The organism is Streptomyces sp. NPDC048269 (assembly GCF_040652395.1).
In the GTDB taxonomy this organism is placed as follows: domain Bacteria; phylum Actinomycetota; class Actinomycetes; order Streptomycetales; family Streptomycetaceae; genus Streptomyces.
This window is the reverse complement of the sequence record NZ_JBEZLW010000008.1, coordinates 133,870-148,841: the sequence shown is the minus strand read 5'-3', so window position 1 is coordinate 148,841 and position 14,972 is coordinate 133,870. Positions and strand designations below refer to the sequence as shown.

The window sequence follows — 14,972 nt, the reverse complement described above, 5'->3', positions numbered from 1 at the left end:
CGGGTACGGACCCGGGGACAGGGGCAGGGACGAGGAAGGGGACGGACCCGGGTCCGGGGACGGTGTCGGCCCCGGCCCCGAAGCCGGCCCCGGTCCCGGGCTCGCTCTCGGCCCCGGTCACGACCTGGCCCCCGCCGCCAGCGTCGCCCCACGGGCGATTCCGGTCCGCAGCTCCAGGGCGACGGCCACGTCCAAGGCCTCGGGCCGGTCCCGCCCGCGCAGGTCGGCAACGGTCCAGGCGACCCTCAGCACCCGGTCCAGTCCCCGCGCGGTGAGCAGCCCGCGCTCCAGATCCCGCTCCGCCTGCGCCAGCGCCCCGGGGGCCGCCTGCCATCGCGTGCGCAGCTCCTGACCGGGCACTTCCGAGTTGAGCCGCCACGGGGTGTCGGCGAGCCGGACTGCGGCGCGATCCCTGGCTTCGCGAACCCGGTCGGCGACCACCGCGGTGGATTCCCCTCGGCCGCCCTGTCCCAGCAGGTCGGACGGGGTCACGGGCTCGACCTCCACCCTCAGGTCCACCCGGTCGAGCAGCGGCCCGGACAGCCGTGCCTGGTAGCGCCGGATGACCGAGGGCGGGCACTCGCAGCCGGTTCCGAGCAGGGTGTGCCGTCCGCAGGGACAGGGGTTCGCGGCGAGCACCATCAGAAACCTGGCGGGCAGTCGTACCACCCCCGCGGCGCGGGCGATGACCACGTGCCCCGATTCGAGGGGCTGTCGCAGCGCGTCCAGTGCCCGGCTGTGGAACTCGGCGGCCTCGTCGAGGAACAGCACGCCCCGGTGCGCCAGGGAGACTGCCCCCGGCCTGGGAATCCCGTTCCCCCCTCCCACCAAGGACTGCATGGTCGCCGAATGGTGCGGCGCGCAGTAGGGCGCTCTGGCGACGAGCGGCTCTCCGGGCGGCAGGATGCCCGCTACCGAGTGGACGGCCGTGACCTCCACGGATTCCTGCCGTGTCAGCGGCGGCAACAGCCACGGCAGTCGCTCCGCGAGCATGGTCTTGCCCGCTCCGGGAGGTCCGTTGAGGAAGAGGTGGTGGTTCCCGGCGGCCGCCACCTCCAGGGCACGGCGTGCGTGGTGCTGCCCGGCCACGTCGGCGAGGTCGGGAAAGTCCGAGTCCCGCCGGCCGGGACCGCCCTGGGACAGGCCCGTACCCAGGCCTGCGCCCGGGAGGACCAGGCCGGCCAGTATCGGGTCCGGGCGGCCCGGTGGGTCCGGGGGATCCTCCTCCGGGACCACCCCGTCGGTCAGGACCGCGATGAGCTGGCGCAGGCTGCGCACCCCGAGCACCGTGACGTCCGGCACGAGCGCGGCCTCGGCGGCGCACTGCTGCGGCACCACCACGTGCCGGTAACCGGCCTCGGCCGCGGCGAGCACCGCCGGCAGGATCCCCCGGACCGGCCGCACCCGGCCGTCCAGCCCCAGCTCCCCGATGAGTACGAGGTCGGCGATCGCGCCCGGGTCGACCACCTCGGCGGCGCCGAGCACGGCGACCGCGACAGCAAGATCGAAGCCGGCTCCCGACTTCGGTACGGAGGCGGGACTGAGCCCGACCGTGAGCTTCTTCTGCGGCCAGGCCGCACCCGAGTTGACCACGGCGGCCCGCACCCGGTCCCGGCTCTCCACCAGGGTCTTGTCCGGCAGTCCCACCAGGGTGAAGGCCGCGACCCCGGGCTCCAGGTCGGCCTGGACCTCCACCACCACGCCGTCGACGCCCGCCAGGGCCACCGAACAGGCTCGGGCGAACCCCATCAGGCCACCCCCTGGACGTGCTCCACCAGGGGCGCACCGCGCCGCGGCAGCAGGACTCCGACGAGGTCGATGCGCACCCCGCCCGGGGGTGGCCCGCCGTGGTCGGCGAGCCAGCGCCCGGCGAGCGTCCTTAAGCGCTCGGCCTTGCCCGCCCGTACGGCGGCCATCGGATGTTCGAAGTCCCCCGCCCGGCGGGTCTTCACCTCGCACACCACGAGGGCGTCACCGTCCCGGGCGACGATGTCGATCTCCCCGCTGCGGCACCGCCAGTTCCGCGCGATCACGGTCATCCCGGCCTCGGTCAGCCGCCGCGCCGCGAGCTCCTCGCCGTACCGCCCCAATGCCTGCTGTGCCACGCCCTTCGCGTTCATCCGGCACCACCTCCGGTACCGACGATCCCGCGCCCCCGCCCACCCTGTAGATCTTGGTGGAAAACTCCGCCGTTGTGGATAACCCGGTCACCCGTACGACGGAGGAAACTCAGCTGCCCGGCAGTTCGAGGTCGCTCTTGTTGAGCTCCTCGATGTTCACGTCCTTGAAGGTCAGCACCCGCACCTGCTTGACGAACCGGGCCGGCCGGTACATGTCCCAGACCCAGGCGTCGGCCATGGAGACCTCGAAGAAGACCTCCCCCTGGACCGAGTGCACCTGCATCTCGTAGTCGTTGGTGAGGTAGAAACGACGTTCGGTCTCGATCACGTACTTGAACAGCCCGACGACGTCGCGGTACTCCCGATAGAGCTTCAGCTCCATCTCGGTCTCGTACTTTTCGAGGTCCTCGGCACTCATGGCATGTTCCCCTTCAGCCGTGCGTCCCCCTATTGTGCGCCAGGCCCATGCGCCCCTAAACGATTTCCGGGGCCAGGGCCACCGGCGCACCCGGAGGACCATCGTCGAGCAGCGTCCGGAGCAGCTCGGCGAGTCTGGTCGGGTACACCGTCTCATGGGCCGCGAGAAGTTCCTCGGAGGTCCACCACCTGGCTCCGGTGACGCTGCGCCGCTCCAGCTCGGTGAGGCCGCCCATCTCGGTCGCCGTCTGGGCGGTACGGGCCAGGAAGTACCACTCGTCCTGCTCCCAGCGGCGCCCGTCGAAGGGGAACGAGCAGTACCGGTGCCACAGGACGGGCCCCAGTTCCACCTGTGTGATCCCCGTCTCCTCCGCCAGTTCCCGCAGCGCGGCGTGCTCCCGGGTCTCGTCGCCCTCCAGGCCGCCGCCCGGGGTGAACCACCAGGCGTCCGCGGGGTTCGCCGGTTCGAAGCCGTGCAGCAGCAGGATCCGGTCCGCCGGGTCCAGCAGGATCACCCGCGACACCTTCCGGGGGACCGGCGTCGCGGCCGCTTCAGCGGACACCGGCCCGCTCCCGCCGACGGCCGCGCCCGAGAACCCGTACGAGCGGCCCGTACGCGGCCCCCAGGACCACGAGGGCGGCGCCCACCGCCACGGCCGCCAGCTGGAGCCGCAGCGGCCCGGGCCGGGAGACTCCGCCGGGCAGCCCGGCGTACGTCGCCGGCCGCTCCAGCATCTTCATGGAGGGCCAGGCCAGGGCGTCGACGCGGGCACTGACGGTCGAGCGGGGCACGGTTCCCTGTCCGGCCTCCTGGAGATGCGCCCGGGAGTCCAGGGAGGCGGCCCGGCGGTCGCCCATCAGGAAGAGGTTGCCCTCCGGCACCGTCACCTCGAAGGGGGTGCCGGGGGCCGGGGCCTGCCCGGGCGGGGTGGGAAGCCCCGAGTCGGGCTTGGTGGCGTCGATGTACGGCTCGTCGAGTGCCGTGCCGTTGACGGTCAGCTCACCGCCCGCGCCGCAGCACTTCACGGTGTCGCCGCCGATGCCGACGACCCGCTTGACCATGGGCGAATCGCTCCACATGGAATCAGTAAAGATGACCACGTCGCCGCGGCGCACCTCACCGCCGTCGATGCGCTGCGCCAGCACCCGGTCCCCGGGCACCACGGTGGGCATCATCGAGTCGGTCGGCACGGTGTAGGGCTGGTAGACGAGCGCCCCCCACACGAAACCGCCGAGGAAGAGCGCAAAGCCGATGGCCACGGCGATGCCCGACAGCACGCTGCCGAGACCACCGTGGCCGTCCTTGCCACTGCGCATTGCTTGTGTTCCGCCCATTGCAGCGCCCCCACACCTCGGGATCGTCGACCTGGGCGGCACCCTACCCGGCGGTACGCCCGCTGGTCAGCCTCCGCCGCCGCCACATGACGAGCGGCACAGCGCCGGTGAGCCCCAGCGCGGCCGGACCGAGACCGACCGGGGCCAGCCCCGAGGCGCCGAGGCCGAGCGCGGTGGCCTTGGTCTGGTTGCCGATGCCCGGCTGGTCGAAGGTGTCGGGGATCGGCAGGGTGGACCAGCGGTTGATCGGCCACGCGATCACCACGGCCCGTCCGACGACCTTGTCGACCGGCACGAACCCCTGGGTGGAGTCCTGCATGTGGTAGCGGGAGTCCTGGGAGTTCTGCCGGTGGTCGCCCATCACCCAGATCTTCCCCTTGGGCACGGTGATCGGGCCGAACGGGGCGTCGTCACAAGGGGTGTTGCCGGGGAAGATGTACGGCTCGTTGAGCTCCTTGCCGTTGACGACGACCGGTCCCCCCTTCTTGCACTCGACCGTGTCCCCGCCGATGGCGATGGTCCGCTTGATCAGGTCCTTCTCCTCGGCGGACGGCATCAGGCCGATCCAGCTGAGGGCCTTCTGCACGAAGTTCGGCTCCGGGGTGGGCTCTCCGGACAGCCAGTTCGCGGGGTCGTGGAAGACCACGACCTCACCGCGCTCGGGCTCGGAGCCGAACCACGGGGTCAGCTTGTCCACCAGCACCCGGTCCCCGCGCTGCAGGGTGTCCTGCATCGAGTCGGACGGGATCGAGAACGCCTGCACCAGGAAGGTCTTGATCAGCAGGGCCAGCAGCAGCGCGATGCCGATCAGGAGCGGAAGCTCCTTCCAGAACGAGCGGTGCGGGCGCGCCGCGGTACCGCCGTCCTCGGCTTCGCCCTCGACGGCGTCGTCCGGCCGCTCCTCGCCCTCGTCGCGTCCGGAACGTGCGCCTACCGCCACATCCCCCACATCCACTCCTCACTCGGATTCGCCGCCCGCTCCGGATCGGACACGGGCCCTCCCCTCCCTTAACGAGCGGGAGTTCCCTAAGGCGCGGGAGACCCAGGACACACTATGCGAACGACGTGCCCCGGCGGCGCCGACGACGCCCACGTGCCTCGCGTCGTGCCTGATCGGGCACTGTCCGGAAGGTCGCGGGCGTCTCCAGCCGGCGCCAGTGCTCGAACGGCCACGCGATTACCACGGCCTCGCCCACGACCCCGTTCTCGTCGATCGTGCCGTCGAAGGCCTCATCGAGGTGGTAGCGGGAGTCGGCCGAGTTCGCCCGGTGATCGCCCATCACGAAGAGCCGGCCCGTCGGCACCCGCACCTCGAAGCGGATGTCCGAGGGCGCGTTGCCCGCGTTCACGTACGGCTCATCGAGCGGCGAGCCGTTGACGGTGACCCGGCCCCTCGCGTCGCAGCACATGACGGTGTCCCCGCCGACGCCGATGACGCGCTTGATCAGGTCCTGCTCGTCGGCCGAGGGCAGGAGTCCGATGAAGGTGAGGGCCTGCTTGATCTGCTTGACACCGACCGGGTCCGGAGCGGGCCGGGCGGCCTCGCCCTTGAGCCAGCCGCCGGGGTCCTTGAACACGACGACGTCGCCGCGCTCGACCTTGGAGCCGAACCACGGGGTCAGCTTGTCCACCAGCACCCGGTCGCCGATCTGGATGGTCTGTTCCATCGAGCCCGACGGGATGAAGAAGGCCTGCACCAGGAAGGTCTTGAGGACCAGGGCGATGCACAGCGCCACGGCCACCAGCAGGGGCAGCTCGCCGGCCCGGCGCGTACGGCGGCGGCGCCGCACCCGGCGGGCCAGCCTGCGCCGCTCGGCCCGGCCGCCCGGCGCCACCGGGGTGGGTTCCGGCTCCGGCTCGGGCTCGGGCTCCGGCTCGGGCTCCGGCTCCCACTCGGATTCCCAATCCGGTTCGCGCCCCCGTCTGCCGCGCGGCCGCCCGCGGCTACCCATGCCCGCCCCCGGCCGTGCCCCAGCGCGAGACGGGCCAGCCGATCCACGCGGCCCGCCCGATCACCTTCTCCACCGGCACCATCCCCCCGCCCGGTTCTCCCAGGTGGTCCCGCGAGTCCCGGGACTGGGAACGATGGTCACCCATCACCCACAGGGTCCCAAGCGGTACGACGATCCGGAAGGGCACCTTCGAGGGCGCGTCCCCCGGGTACAGGTACGGCTCCTCCAGCGGGACGCCGTTGACCTCGATGCGCCCGCCCGCGTCGCAGCACACCACGTCGTCGCCGCCGACGCCCACGACCCGCTTGACGAAGTCGGTGTCGGACGGCTCCGCGAGCCCGAGCGCCGAGGCCGCGCCGTGCAGGGCCTCCGCGACCGGCCGGCCCGCCGGGCGTTCCCGTACGAAGGACCCGGTGCCGTCGAAGACCACCAGGTCGCCGCGGCGCGGCTGATCGCCGAAACGGTACGCCAGCTTGTCGACCAGCACTCGGTCACCGACTTCGAGCGTCGGCTCCATCGAGCGGCTCGGAATCAGGAAGGGCTGGACCACGAAGTTGCTGAGCAGCAACAGGAAGACGGTGCAGATCACGCCGAGCACGCCGGCCCGCCGCCAGGTCAGCCGCGGCCGCCACGTCCCCGTCCGCGAAAACGCGAAACGCGACCGCCCCTCCCCCTCGCCGGGGGAAGAGTGGCCGCGCTGCGTGTGAGGTGCTTCGGTGTCCATCGGGGGCGAGCCTATCCGGCCACCCCGTGACCCCGGAGGGGACCTCAGTTGTCGCGCTTCTCCTTGATCTTCGCGGCCTTGCCGCGGAGCTCACGGAGGTAGTACAGCTTGGCGCGGCGCACGTCACCGCGGGTGACGAGCTCGATCTTCTCGAAGATCGGGGAGTGGACCGGGAAGGTACGCTCCACGCCGACGCTGAAGGAGACCTTGCGAACGGTGAAGGTCTCGGAGACACCGGCGCCCTGGCGGCGGATGACGACACCCTTGAACTGCTGGATACGGGAGCGGTTGCCCTCGATCACGCGGACGTGCACGTTGATCGTGTCACCCGGGCGGAAGGCCGGGACGTCCGAGCGGAGCGCGGCGGCGTTGACGCCATCGAGCAGGTGAGACATGTTCTTCGTCTGCTTTCTTCGCATGACGCCACAGGTCGCCGATGCGGGTTTCCGTAGAGAATTCGGGAGCCGTGGGACCCGGCGGACGACGGTCCCCCTGTGGCAGGGGCGTCCGCGAGCACACAGCAGCCGCCTATTCTTCCACGGCTTGGGGCCTGCGCCAAAATCGGCCGTCGGGGGACGGCTTCCAGCCCAGGATGGAGAGGATCTCCCGGTCCTTCTTGTCGAAGGCGGAGGCCTCGCAGCGCTCGATCAGGTCGGGGCGGTTCCGTGCGGTCCGGGTGAAGGCCTCGTCCCGGCGCCAGCGGGCGATCTTCCCGTGGTGGCCGCTGAGCAGTACCTCCGGGATGCCCCGGCCGCGCCACTCGGGGGGCTTCGTGTAGACGGGCCCCTCCAGCAGATTGGCCATCTCGCCGGGGGCGAAGGAGTCGTCGCGGTGCGACTCGGCGTTGCCGAGCACCCCGGGGAGGAGGCGGGCCACGGCCTCGGTGACGACCAGTACGGCCGCCTCGCCGCCCGCCAGGACGTAGTCGCCGATGGAGACCTCGTACACCGGCATGCGCGTGGCGTACTCGTCCATGACGCGACGGTCGATGCCCTCGTACCGCGCCGGTGTGAAGATCAGCCAGGGCCGCTCGGAAAGCTCGACGGCCAGTGCCTGGGTGAAGGGCCGGCCGCTGGGGGTGGGGACGACCATGACGGGCCCGTGTGCGCCCGCCTCGTAGCCGTCGGCCAGCGCCGCGTCCAGTGCCTCGCCCCACGGCTCGGTCTTCATGACCATGCCGGGACCGCCGCCGTACGGGGTGTCGTCGACGGTGTTGTGCCGGTCGTAGGTCCAGTCCCGGAGGTCGTGGACGTGTACGTCGAGCTGGCCGCGGGCGCGGGCCTTGCCGACGAGGGAGACGTTCAGCGGCTCCAGGTACTCGGGGAAGATCGTGACGACGTCGAGACGCATCAGGCTTCTTCCCCGGAACCCTTGGAGTCCTGGGAGTCCTCGTCCCGGGTCGAGACGATGATCGCTTCGCGCTCGTCGATCAGCCCGGGCGGCGGGGTGATGACACAGCGCTGCTCCTCCAGGTCGATCTCGGCGACGATCTCCTCGACGAAGGGGATCATCACCTCGGAGCCGTCCGGCCGCTCGACGATGAAGAGGTCCTGCGAGGGCAGGTGCGAGATTTCGGTGATCCGGCCGATCTCGGTGCCGTCGGCGAGGACCACGTCCAGGTCCATCAGCTGGTGGTCGTAGTACTCGTCGGGCTCCTCCGGCAGCTCCTCCGGGTCCACGTCCGCGATCAGCAGGATGTTGCGCAGCGCCTCGGCGCCGGTGCGGTCCTTGACGCCCTCGAAGCGGAGGAGCAGCCTGCCGCTGTGCACCCGGCCCGTCTCGATGGTCAGCGGTCCCGCCGACGCGGGTTCCGTCCGGAGTACGGCACCGGGGCTGAGCCGCAGCTCCGGCTCGTCCGTCCGCACCTCGACGGTGACCTCACCCTTGATCCCGTGGGCGCGGCCGATCCGCGCGACTACCAGCTCCACTGTGTCTCGCCCCTTTTTGCGGCTAAACCGCCGCCGCTCTCGCGGAGGTGGTTCCTCTCCGTCGTGGTTACTCAATCAAAGGTTGCTCTTGCCCGTGGGCACAAACGACTCGGGCCGGGGCGGGCGACCAGCGCCCTCCCCGGCCCGTGCCGGTGGTTCACTCTTGCAATGGACGCGGTCTCAGCGGACCTGGTCCACGTCGACGAGGTCGACGCGGATTCCCCGGCCGCCGATGGCGCCCACGACGGTACGCAGAGCACGCGCGGTGCGACCGTTGCGGCCGATCACCTTGCCGAGGTCGTCGGGGTGGACCCGGACCTCGAGCACCTGCCCGCGACGCAGGTTGCGCGAGGCGACCTGCACGTCGTCGGGGTTGTCCACAATGCCCTTCACGAGGTGCTCAAGAGCCTCCTCGAGCATGATCAGGCCTCGGTCGACTCGGCGGCGGCCTCAGCCTCGTCCGCCTTCTTGTCGGCCTTCTTGGCCTTCTGCGTGATGGCCTCGCCCTTGCCCTCGCCGATGCCCTCGAGGGCCTTGGCGAACTCGTCGAAGGAGCGACGCTTGCTCTCCTTCGTCTCCGGCTGCAGGAGCGGCGCGGGGGCGGGGAGACCCTTGTGGGCCTGCCAGTCACCGGTCAGCTTCAGGATGGCGAGCACAGCCTCGGTGGGCTGGGCGCCGACGGACAGCCAGTACTGCGCACGCTCGGCGTTGACCTCGATGCGCGACGGGTTGTAGGTCGGGTGGTAGATACCGATCTCCTCGATCGCGCGACCATCCCGGCGGGTGCGGGCGTCGGCGACGACGATGCGGTAGTGCGGCTGGCGAATCTTGCCGAGGCGCTTGAGCTTGATCTTGACTGCCACTGGAGTGGTGTCTCCTGAACTTGACGTGGTTGGGCACATGAGATGCCACGTGGGGTTGCGGTACTCGGGTGCCCGATGGACGCGTCAGCCGGAGGAGAGAGGGGTCCTATGCGACTGTCGAGTACAGCTAGCCATTGTGCCATACGCCTGCGGCGGGCTCAGCCGGGCGGGGTGGCTCGACCTCCGCCCTGCGGGCGCGGCCGATCCCAGCCCCGCCACGCCGGCGCCAGCCCTACGCGGCCTGCGGCCACGCGGTCGGGCCCGGGCCCCGATCCCTGCCGCGGTGGCGCGCCATGCCACGGGCGCAGCGACGCGGCCCTGCTGGAGGCGCGCCCGCGCCACCACCCGTGCGACCTGCCGCACGAGGCGAGGAGCCGCCAGCCGGACGCGGTCCGCCCAACTCGAGACGGCGCCAGCCGGTGCGGTGCGCCGCAGGCGGGGCGTGCGCTGCCCCGTTGGCGGCGCCGGGGCGGGAGCGCGCAGCTCGCAGCGGCGGTCATACCCAGGGGCGGCGCCCCCGCGGGGACGGCCGCGTGGGGGTGCCGCGCGAGCGTGAGCGTCCGCCGGACCCCGGCAACGGCGGGCGGCGGTCAGGAGGCCGCTGCGATGGCCACCTCGGGGATGCGGAAGGGCTTCATGCAGCCACCGCACACGATCGGCGCCTGGGCGAGCACGGAAGGGACCACGCGGACGTTGCGCCCGCAGTCGCAGACCGCCTTGACGCGCACGCCGCCTCCGGAGGACCCGTGCCGGGCGGCCGGTCCCCGGAAGCTGCGCTTGGTGTCGGCGGCCGTGGCGGCCGTGTGCGCCTTCAGCGCGCGCTGGAGCCGCTCCATCGTGGGGCGGTAGCGCCGCTTCGCCTCGGGGTTGAGCGTGACCAGCGAGAAGCCGCTGCTGGCGTGCGGCTCTTCGGAGTGGTCCAGCCCCATCTCCTCGGCGATCGCGAGGAATCTGCGGTTGTGGTAGCGGCCGGCGCGCGAGGTGTCACGGACTCCGCGGGCGGCGGCGATGCCGTGGACTGCCTCGTGCAGCAGTCGCTCGAAGGAGAGCTCGGCGCCGCAGGCGGACGAGGACTCTCCGATCAGGGACTCGGGCGCGGCAAGGTCAGGCAGCTCGGGGTGGTACCGCTGAATATCGGCCCACGCCTGCGCCAGCTCTGCGGCGAGAACAGGGGGTGTCGTGCTCACGTCGTGACAACGACGCGGGGTGCCCCGGTGTTCCGATTCCGGGCCATTCCAAATTTTTTGCACGTACCAGTCAGTTCAGTCTCATGCGTCCTGAGGAGGACGGGTGCGTCGATCTCAGGAGGAGTCGGTACGTAACGACGACTACGCCCCGGCGCACGGCACAGGCCGCACGCCGGGGCGCAAGAGCCGCTCTAGTAGGAGCGCGCGACGATCGCGAGGGTACCGGGGGCGTCGTCCGCCTCCGGAACCGACCCGTCGGCGGCGATCAGGCAGCGCACGGAGACGGCCTGCTCGGCCAGCTTCGCCTCGCCCTCCGGACCGAGGTCCGCCCACGGGATCCGCGCCCAGCCTCCGGCGACGGCGGCCTCGGCGGCCTCCTCGATGGTCGAGACGTCCGAGGTACGGGCCTCACGGCGCTCGCGGGACTCGCGCAGCAGCTGCGCCTGGTCCTCGTCCAGCACCTTGGGGAGCAGGTCGGCGAGCGCGTCGATCTGCACCGGGGTCTTTCCGCCCGGGATCCGGCGGGCCAGCATCGCGGTGCCGGCCTCCAAGTCGCGCGGGCCGATCTCGATGCGGACCGGTACGCCCTTGAGCTCCCAGTCCACGGCGCGGCGGCCGAAGGGGGTGTCCACCCGGTCGTCGACCTGCACGCGGATGCCGGCCGCCTTCAGCTGGGCGCCGAGCTCGCGGACCTTCGCGACGGCCTCGTCGCCCTTGATCGCCATGACGACGACCTGGACGTGGGCCAGACGCGGCGGGACCCGCAGGCCGTTGTCGTCGCCGTGGGACATGATCAGGCCGCCGACCATGCGGGTCGAGACGCCCCACGAGGTCTGCCACACGAGCTCCTGCTTGCCTTCCTTCGACAGGTACTGCGTGTTGAAGGCCTTGGCGAAGTTGGTGCCGAGCTCGTGGCTCGTGCCCAGCTGCAGGGCCTTGCCGTCGCCCATCATGCCCTCGAGGGTGAGGGTGTTGATGGCGCCGGCGAAGCGCTCCTTGGCGGTCTTGCGGCCGAGGACGACGTCGATGCCGAGCACGTTCGTCATGAAGTCGCCGTAGACGTCGCGGTGGATCCGGGCGGCGTAGTCGCGGGCGTCCTCGTACGTGGCGTGGGCCGTGTGGCCCTCCTGCCACAGGAACTCGCTCGTACGCAGGAACACGCGCGGGCGCATCTCCCAGCGGACCACGTTGGCCCACTGGTTGATCAGCAGCGGCAGGTCGCGGTAGCTCTGGACCCACTTGGAGAAGTAGTCGTTGATGATCGTCTCGGAGGTGGGCCGGACGACGACCGGCTCCTCCAGCTCCTTGCCACCGCCGTGCGTGACGACCGCGAGCTCGGGGGCGAAGCCCTCGACGTGCTCGGCTTCCTTCGTCAGGTACGACTGCGGGATGAAGAGCGGGAAGTACGCGTTCTGGGCGCCCGCGTCCTTGATGCGCGCGTCCATCTCCTGCTGCATCCGCTCCCACAGGCCGTAGCCGTACGGTCGGATGACCATGGTGCCGCGGACCGGACCGTTGTCGGCCAGCTCGGCCTTGTTGATCAGATCCTGGTACCAGCGGGGGAAATCCTCCGCCTGCGGGGTGAGAACGGGTGCCTTTGCCATGGCGCGAATGGTACGGCGCCCGGCGCTCGATGCGTGAATCGGGTGGCACGCTCCTCTGGACGCGGGGGCCGATGGGGAGTTCTCTGTCAACGGGGGCAAGGGGGCGACATGGAATCAGGAGCGCTCTTTCGATGACACCGACGCCGACGGCGACGCTCGTCGCCCGGGACTGGGCGGAGATCCAGGAACGGATGCTGGTACCGCTGTACGAGGCGGTCTACGACCGGCTGGAGATCGGGCCGGGTGACCGGCTGCTGGGCCTCGACTGCGGGGCCGGGCTGCCCCTGCTGCTCGCGGCCGGGCGGGGAGCCGTGGCCACGGGCGTGGAGGCGGATCCGGCGCGCCGGGCGCTGGCCCGTGAGCGGCTGCTGGAGGTGCTGCCGGCTCCGCCGGCGCCGCCGATGGCGTCCCGCCCGTACGACGTCCTGCTGGCCTTCTCACCGGCCCCGGCGGCGCTGGCCCGGGCGCAGTCCGCGGTCCGGCGCGGCGGGGCGGTGGTGCTGGCCGACTGGGGGCCCGCGGAACGGTGCACGGTGCCGGCGGTCCTGGGCGGCGGTCCCGTGCCCCGGGACCTGGACGCGCTCGTGGAGCGGGCCGGGCTGCGGCCGGACGGGTCGGGGCGGGTGTTCTGCCCGTTCGGGTACGCGGATGTGGACAGCGCCGTGCGCGGGCTGCTGTCGACGGGGCTCTTCGACGGCGCGGCCGATCCCGCGCTCGCGGAGAAGGAACTGGCCGAGGCCCTTCACCCGTTCGAGCGACCCGACGGAGCTGTGTGGCTGCCGAACATCTTCCGGTACGTGATCGCCCGGGTGGCGTGATCCGGCGTCCTCTTCAGTCCGTGCCGTGGCCCTTCGTCAGACGCGGGATGCCGGCGGCCTCGTACGCGGCCGCCTCGTCCAAGGTCTCGGCGGCGAGCAGGGCCTCGGCCAGGGCGTCGAGTTTCGGCCGGTGCTCGCGCAGCAGGCGGCAGGCCTCCTCGTAGCACTCGTCCACGATCCGCCGCATCTCGTGGTCGACCGCGTCGAGAGTGGCGGGGGCCGCGGACAGGCCGTACGGGCCCTGGCCGTCGGCGGGGATGGCGGTGAGCTTGCCGACGCGGTTGCTCATGCCCCAGCGGCCGACCATGCCGCGGACGATGTTGGTGACCTGTTCGAGGTCGTTCTCGGCGCCCGTGGTGATCACGTCGTAGACGGTGTGCTCGGCGGCCATGCCGCCCAGCGCGCCGATGATGCGGCCGCGGAGGTACTCCTCGGTGTACGCGTACCGGTCCGCGTCCGGGGTCGAGAGGGTGACGCCGAGCGCGCGCCCCCGGGGGACGATGGTGATCTTGCGGACCGGGTCGGCGCCCGGCTGGAGCATGCCCAGCAGGGCGTGGCCGCTCTCGTGGTAGGCCGTACGGCGGCGCTCCTCCAACGGCATGACCAAGGACCGTTCCGCGCCGAGCTGGACCTTCTCCAGGGCGTCGGACAGGTCGGACTGGGTGACCTTGTCCTGCTGCCGCTTGACTGCCAGCAGCGCCGCCTCGTTGGCCAGGTTGGCCAGTTCGGCGCCGGTCATTCCGGGAGTCGTACGGGCCACCTGGGCCAGGTCGACGCTCTCGGCGAGCGGGATGTCCCGGGTGTGGATGCGCAGGATGGCCTCGCGGCCGCCGCGGTCGGGCGGGGAGACGACCACCGTGCGGTCGAAGCGGCCGGGGCGGGTCAGGGCCGGGTCCAGGACGTCGGCCCGGTTGGTGGCGGCCAGGACGACGACGCCCTCCGAACCGGAGAAGCCGTCCATCTCGGTCAGGATCTGGTTCAGGGTCTGTTCGCGTTCGTCGTGGCCGCCCATCGCCGCACCGCCGCCGCGCACCCGGCCGATGGTGTCGATCTCGTCGATGAAGATGATCGCGGGGGCCACCTTGCGCGCCTCGGTGAACAGTTCACGGACCCGGGAGGCCCCCACGCCGACGATCATCTCGATGAACTCGGAGGCGGAGGCGGAGAAGAACGGGACCCCGGCCTCGCCCGCGACCGCCCGCGCGAGGAGGGTCTTGCCGGTGCCGGGCGGTCCGGACAGCAGGACCCCGCCGGGCATCCGGGCGCCCATCCTCCGGTAGTGCTGCGGGTTCTTGAGGAAGTCGACGACGTCGTTGAGCTCCCCCTCGACCTCGTCGATGCCCGCCACGTCCTCGAAGGTGGTGCGCTCGGCGCCCGCTTCCAGCTCCACCGGCTTGGGCGGGGCCTTGCGGCCCAGCCCGGCCATGCCGCCCATCCCGGCGCGCATGCGGCGGGCGACGAAGACCCACAACAGGACCAGCAGCAGCATCGGGGCGAGGGAGAGCAGCAAATTGGCCAGGAAGCTGCGCTGCTCGACGACCGGGGAGGCCGTCACGATCACGTTCTGCTTGGTGAGGTCGGCCCACAGGTCGTCGTCGGCGAAGGCCGGCCGCTGACTGACGAACTTGGTGTAGTCGCCCTTGTCCCCGTCGGGCAGCGGCTGCTCGGTCTTCAGCTGGCCCTGGATGGCGTCGCCCTTGGAGTAGATCTTCGAGACGTTGCCGTTCGCGACCTGTTTGCTGAACTCGGTGTACGAGATCGTCGGCTCGTCGCCCTCGTTGAAGAAGGACAGCACCACGTTGGTGATCAAGTAGACGATCAGGGCGGCGAGGATCAGCCACCGCCAGCCGCCCGGCATCCTCTTCTTCGGTGCGGGGGCGGGTGGCGCGCCCTCCGAGCGCCAGGGCGTATCGGCCCGGTCGCGCGGCGGTACGGAGCTGGGGCTGGGCACGGGCGCCTCCTTCGGCCATCCTCCCGGCCGACCATAAGCGACAAATCCGCCCATTGCCCGGGCAGAAGCAGAA

The 14,972-nt window shown here is 71.5% G+C and carries 16 protein-coding genes and 1 pseudogene; 1 reads left to right on the top strand and 16 read right to left on the bottom strand.

All coding sequences use genetic code 11. The features are described 5' to 3' along the window. Window positions 1-117: 117 nt before the first annotated feature. The 15 genes and pseudogenes from AB0D48_RS12155 to proS all read right to left on the bottom strand — a co-directional run bounded on the left by AB0D48_RS12155 (window position 118) and on the right by proS (window position 12,130). Entirely contained in the window at window positions 118-1,749 is a 1,632-nt protein-coding gene (locus AB0D48_RS12155; RefSeq protein WP_362394121.1) for a YifB family Mg chelatase-like AAA ATPase, read from the bottom strand. Beyond that, window positions 1,749-2,120 (bottom strand): YraN family protein, encoded by a 372-nt coding sequence (locus tag AB0D48_RS12150; protein WP_362394118.1) that lies wholly within the window; start codon window positions 2,118-2,120, stop codon window positions 1,749-1,751. Before AB0D48_RS12150 ends, AB0D48_RS12155 begins: the two co-directional genes overlap by 1 nt. Before the next feature lie 109 nt (window positions 2,121-2,229). Then, window positions 2,230-2,538 (bottom strand): DUF2469 domain-containing protein, encoded by a 309-nt coding sequence (locus tag AB0D48_RS12145; protein WP_005311352.1) that lies wholly within the window; start codon window positions 2,536-2,538, stop codon window positions 2,230-2,232. A gap of 55 nt (window positions 2,539-2,593) precedes the next feature. Then, complete coding sequence (locus AB0D48_RS12140) at window positions 2,594-3,100, bottom strand: NUDIX hydrolase (protein WP_362394115.1); 507 nt, start codon at window positions 3,098-3,100, stop codon at window positions 2,594-2,596. Beyond that, on the bottom strand, window positions 3,090-3,872 hold the full coding sequence (lepB, locus tag AB0D48_RS12135) for a signal peptidase I (RefSeq protein ID WP_362394112.1): 783 nt from the start codon (window positions 3,870-3,872) through the stop codon (window positions 3,090-3,092). The genes AB0D48_RS12140 and lepB (AB0D48_RS12135) overlap by 11 nt, the downstream gene beginning before the upstream one ends. A 43-nt stretch (window positions 3,873-3,915) precedes the next feature. Beyond that, a complete protein-coding gene (gene lepB / locus AB0D48_RS12130; RefSeq protein WP_362394109.1) occupies window positions 3,916-4,812 on the bottom strand; it encodes a signal peptidase I in 897 nt (298 codons plus the stop codon). After that, window positions 4,760-5,824 (bottom strand): annotated as a pseudogene (gene lepB, locus AB0D48_RS12125) (signal peptidase I); the annotation flags it as partial. The pseudogene lepB (AB0D48_RS12125) and the gene lepB (AB0D48_RS12130), both read right to left, overlap by 53 nt. Further along, complete coding sequence (gene lepB, locus AB0D48_RS12120; protein ID WP_362394106.1) at window positions 5,817-6,548, bottom strand: signal peptidase I; 732 nt, start codon at window positions 6,546-6,548, stop codon at window positions 5,817-5,819. The gene lepB (AB0D48_RS12120) and the pseudogene lepB (AB0D48_RS12125), both read right to left, overlap by 8 nt. A gap of 44 nt (window positions 6,549-6,592) precedes the next feature. Continuing rightward, window positions 6,593-6,943: a 50S ribosomal protein L19 gene (gene rplS, locus AB0D48_RS12115; RefSeq protein WP_073911044.1), complete on the bottom strand. Its 351-nt coding sequence runs from the start codon at window positions 6,941-6,943 to the stop codon at window positions 6,593-6,595. Window positions 6,944-7,076: 133 nt separating this feature from the next. Then, window positions 7,077-7,898 carry a tRNA (guanosine(37)-N1)-methyltransferase TrmD gene (gene trmD, locus AB0D48_RS12110; protein ID WP_362394103.1) on the bottom strand — a complete coding sequence of 274 codons (822 nt, stop codon included), beginning with the start codon at window positions 7,896-7,898 and terminating at the stop codon, window positions 7,077-7,079. Continuing rightward, window positions 7,898-8,476, bottom strand: coding sequence for a ribosome maturation factor RimM (gene rimM / locus AB0D48_RS12105; protein WP_362394100.1), 579 nt, complete (start codon window positions 8,474-8,476; stop codon window positions 7,898-7,900). Before rimM ends, trmD begins: the two co-directional genes overlap by 1 nt. A gap of 180 nt (window positions 8,477-8,656) precedes the next feature. Next, window positions 8,657-8,896 carry an RNA-binding protein gene (locus tag AB0D48_RS12100; protein ID WP_007266827.1) on the bottom strand — a complete coding sequence of 80 codons (240 nt, stop codon included), beginning with the start codon at window positions 8,894-8,896 and terminating at the stop codon, window positions 8,657-8,659. A gap of 2 nt (window positions 8,897-8,898) precedes the next feature. Continuing rightward, window positions 8,899-9,339: a 30S ribosomal protein S16 gene (gene rpsP / locus AB0D48_RS12095; RefSeq protein WP_030386406.1), complete on the bottom strand. Its 441-nt coding sequence runs from the start codon at window positions 9,337-9,339 to the stop codon at window positions 8,899-8,901. Between the two features lie 590 nt (window positions 9,340-9,929). Further along, entirely contained in the window at window positions 9,930-10,526 is a 597-nt protein-coding gene (locus tag AB0D48_RS12090) for a hypothetical protein (RefSeq protein WP_328927878.1), read from the bottom strand. A 191-nt stretch (window positions 10,527-10,717) separates the two neighbouring features. Then, entirely contained in the window at window positions 10,718-12,130 is a 1,413-nt protein-coding gene (gene proS, locus AB0D48_RS12085) for a proline--tRNA ligase (RefSeq protein WP_030227399.1), read from the bottom strand. Between the two features lie 131 nt (window positions 12,131-12,261). On the opposite strand from proS, the gene AB0D48_RS12080 reads away from it, so the two are divergent. After that, complete coding sequence (locus AB0D48_RS12080; RefSeq protein ID WP_362394094.1) at window positions 12,262-12,948, top strand: methyltransferase type 11; 687 nt, start codon at window positions 12,262-12,264, stop codon at window positions 12,946-12,948. A 13-nt stretch (window positions 12,949-12,961) separates the two neighbouring features. Here AB0D48_RS12080 and ftsH read toward each other — a convergent pair whose 3' ends face one another. Continuing rightward, a complete protein-coding gene (ftsH, locus tag AB0D48_RS12075; RefSeq protein ID WP_362394091.1) occupies window positions 12,962-14,899 on the bottom strand; it encodes an ATP-dependent zinc metalloprotease FtsH in 1,938 nt (645 codons plus the stop codon). Between the last annotated feature and the right edge of the window lie 73 nt (window positions 14,900-14,972).

Excerpts from the sequence above, each read along its gene's own strand:
- AB0D48_RS12155 (WP_362394121.1), bottom strand. The coding sequence starts at position 1,749 with ATGGGGTTCGCCCGAGCCTGTTCGGTGGCCCTGGCGGGCGTCGACGGC.
- AB0D48_RS12150 (WP_362394118.1), bottom strand. The coding sequence starts at position 2,120 with ATGAACGCGAAGGGCGTGGCACAGCAGGCATTGGGGCGGTACGGCGAG.
- AB0D48_RS12145 (WP_005311352.1), bottom strand. The coding sequence starts at position 2,538 with ATGAGTGCCGAGGACCTCGAAAAGTACGAGACCGAGATGGAGCTGAAG.
- lepB (WP_362394112.1), bottom strand. The coding sequence starts at position 3,872 with ATGGGCGGAACACAAGCAATGCGCAGTGGCAAGGACGGCCACGGTGGT.
- lepB (WP_362394106.1), bottom strand. The coding sequence starts at position 6,548 with ATGGACACCGAAGCACCTCACACGCAGCGCGGCCACTCTTCCCCCGGC.
- rplS (WP_073911044.1), bottom strand. The coding sequence starts at position 6,943 with ATGTCTCACCTGCTCGATGGCGTCAACGCCGCCGCGCTCCGCTCGGAC.
- trmD (WP_362394103.1), bottom strand. The coding sequence starts at position 7,898 with ATGCGTCTCGACGTCGTCACGATCTTCCCCGAGTACCTGGAGCCGCTG.
- AB0D48_RS12100 (WP_007266827.1), bottom strand. The coding sequence starts at position 8,896 with ATGCTCGAGGAGGCTCTTGAGCACCTCGTGAAGGGCATTGTGGACAAC.
- proS (WP_030227399.1), bottom strand. The coding sequence starts at position 12,130 with ATGGCAAAGGCACCCGTTCTCACCCCGCAGGCGGAGGATTTCCCCCGC.
- AB0D48_RS12080 (WP_362394094.1), top strand. The coding sequence starts at position 12,262 with ATGACACCGACGCCGACGGCGACGCTCGTCGCCCGGGACTGGGCGGAG.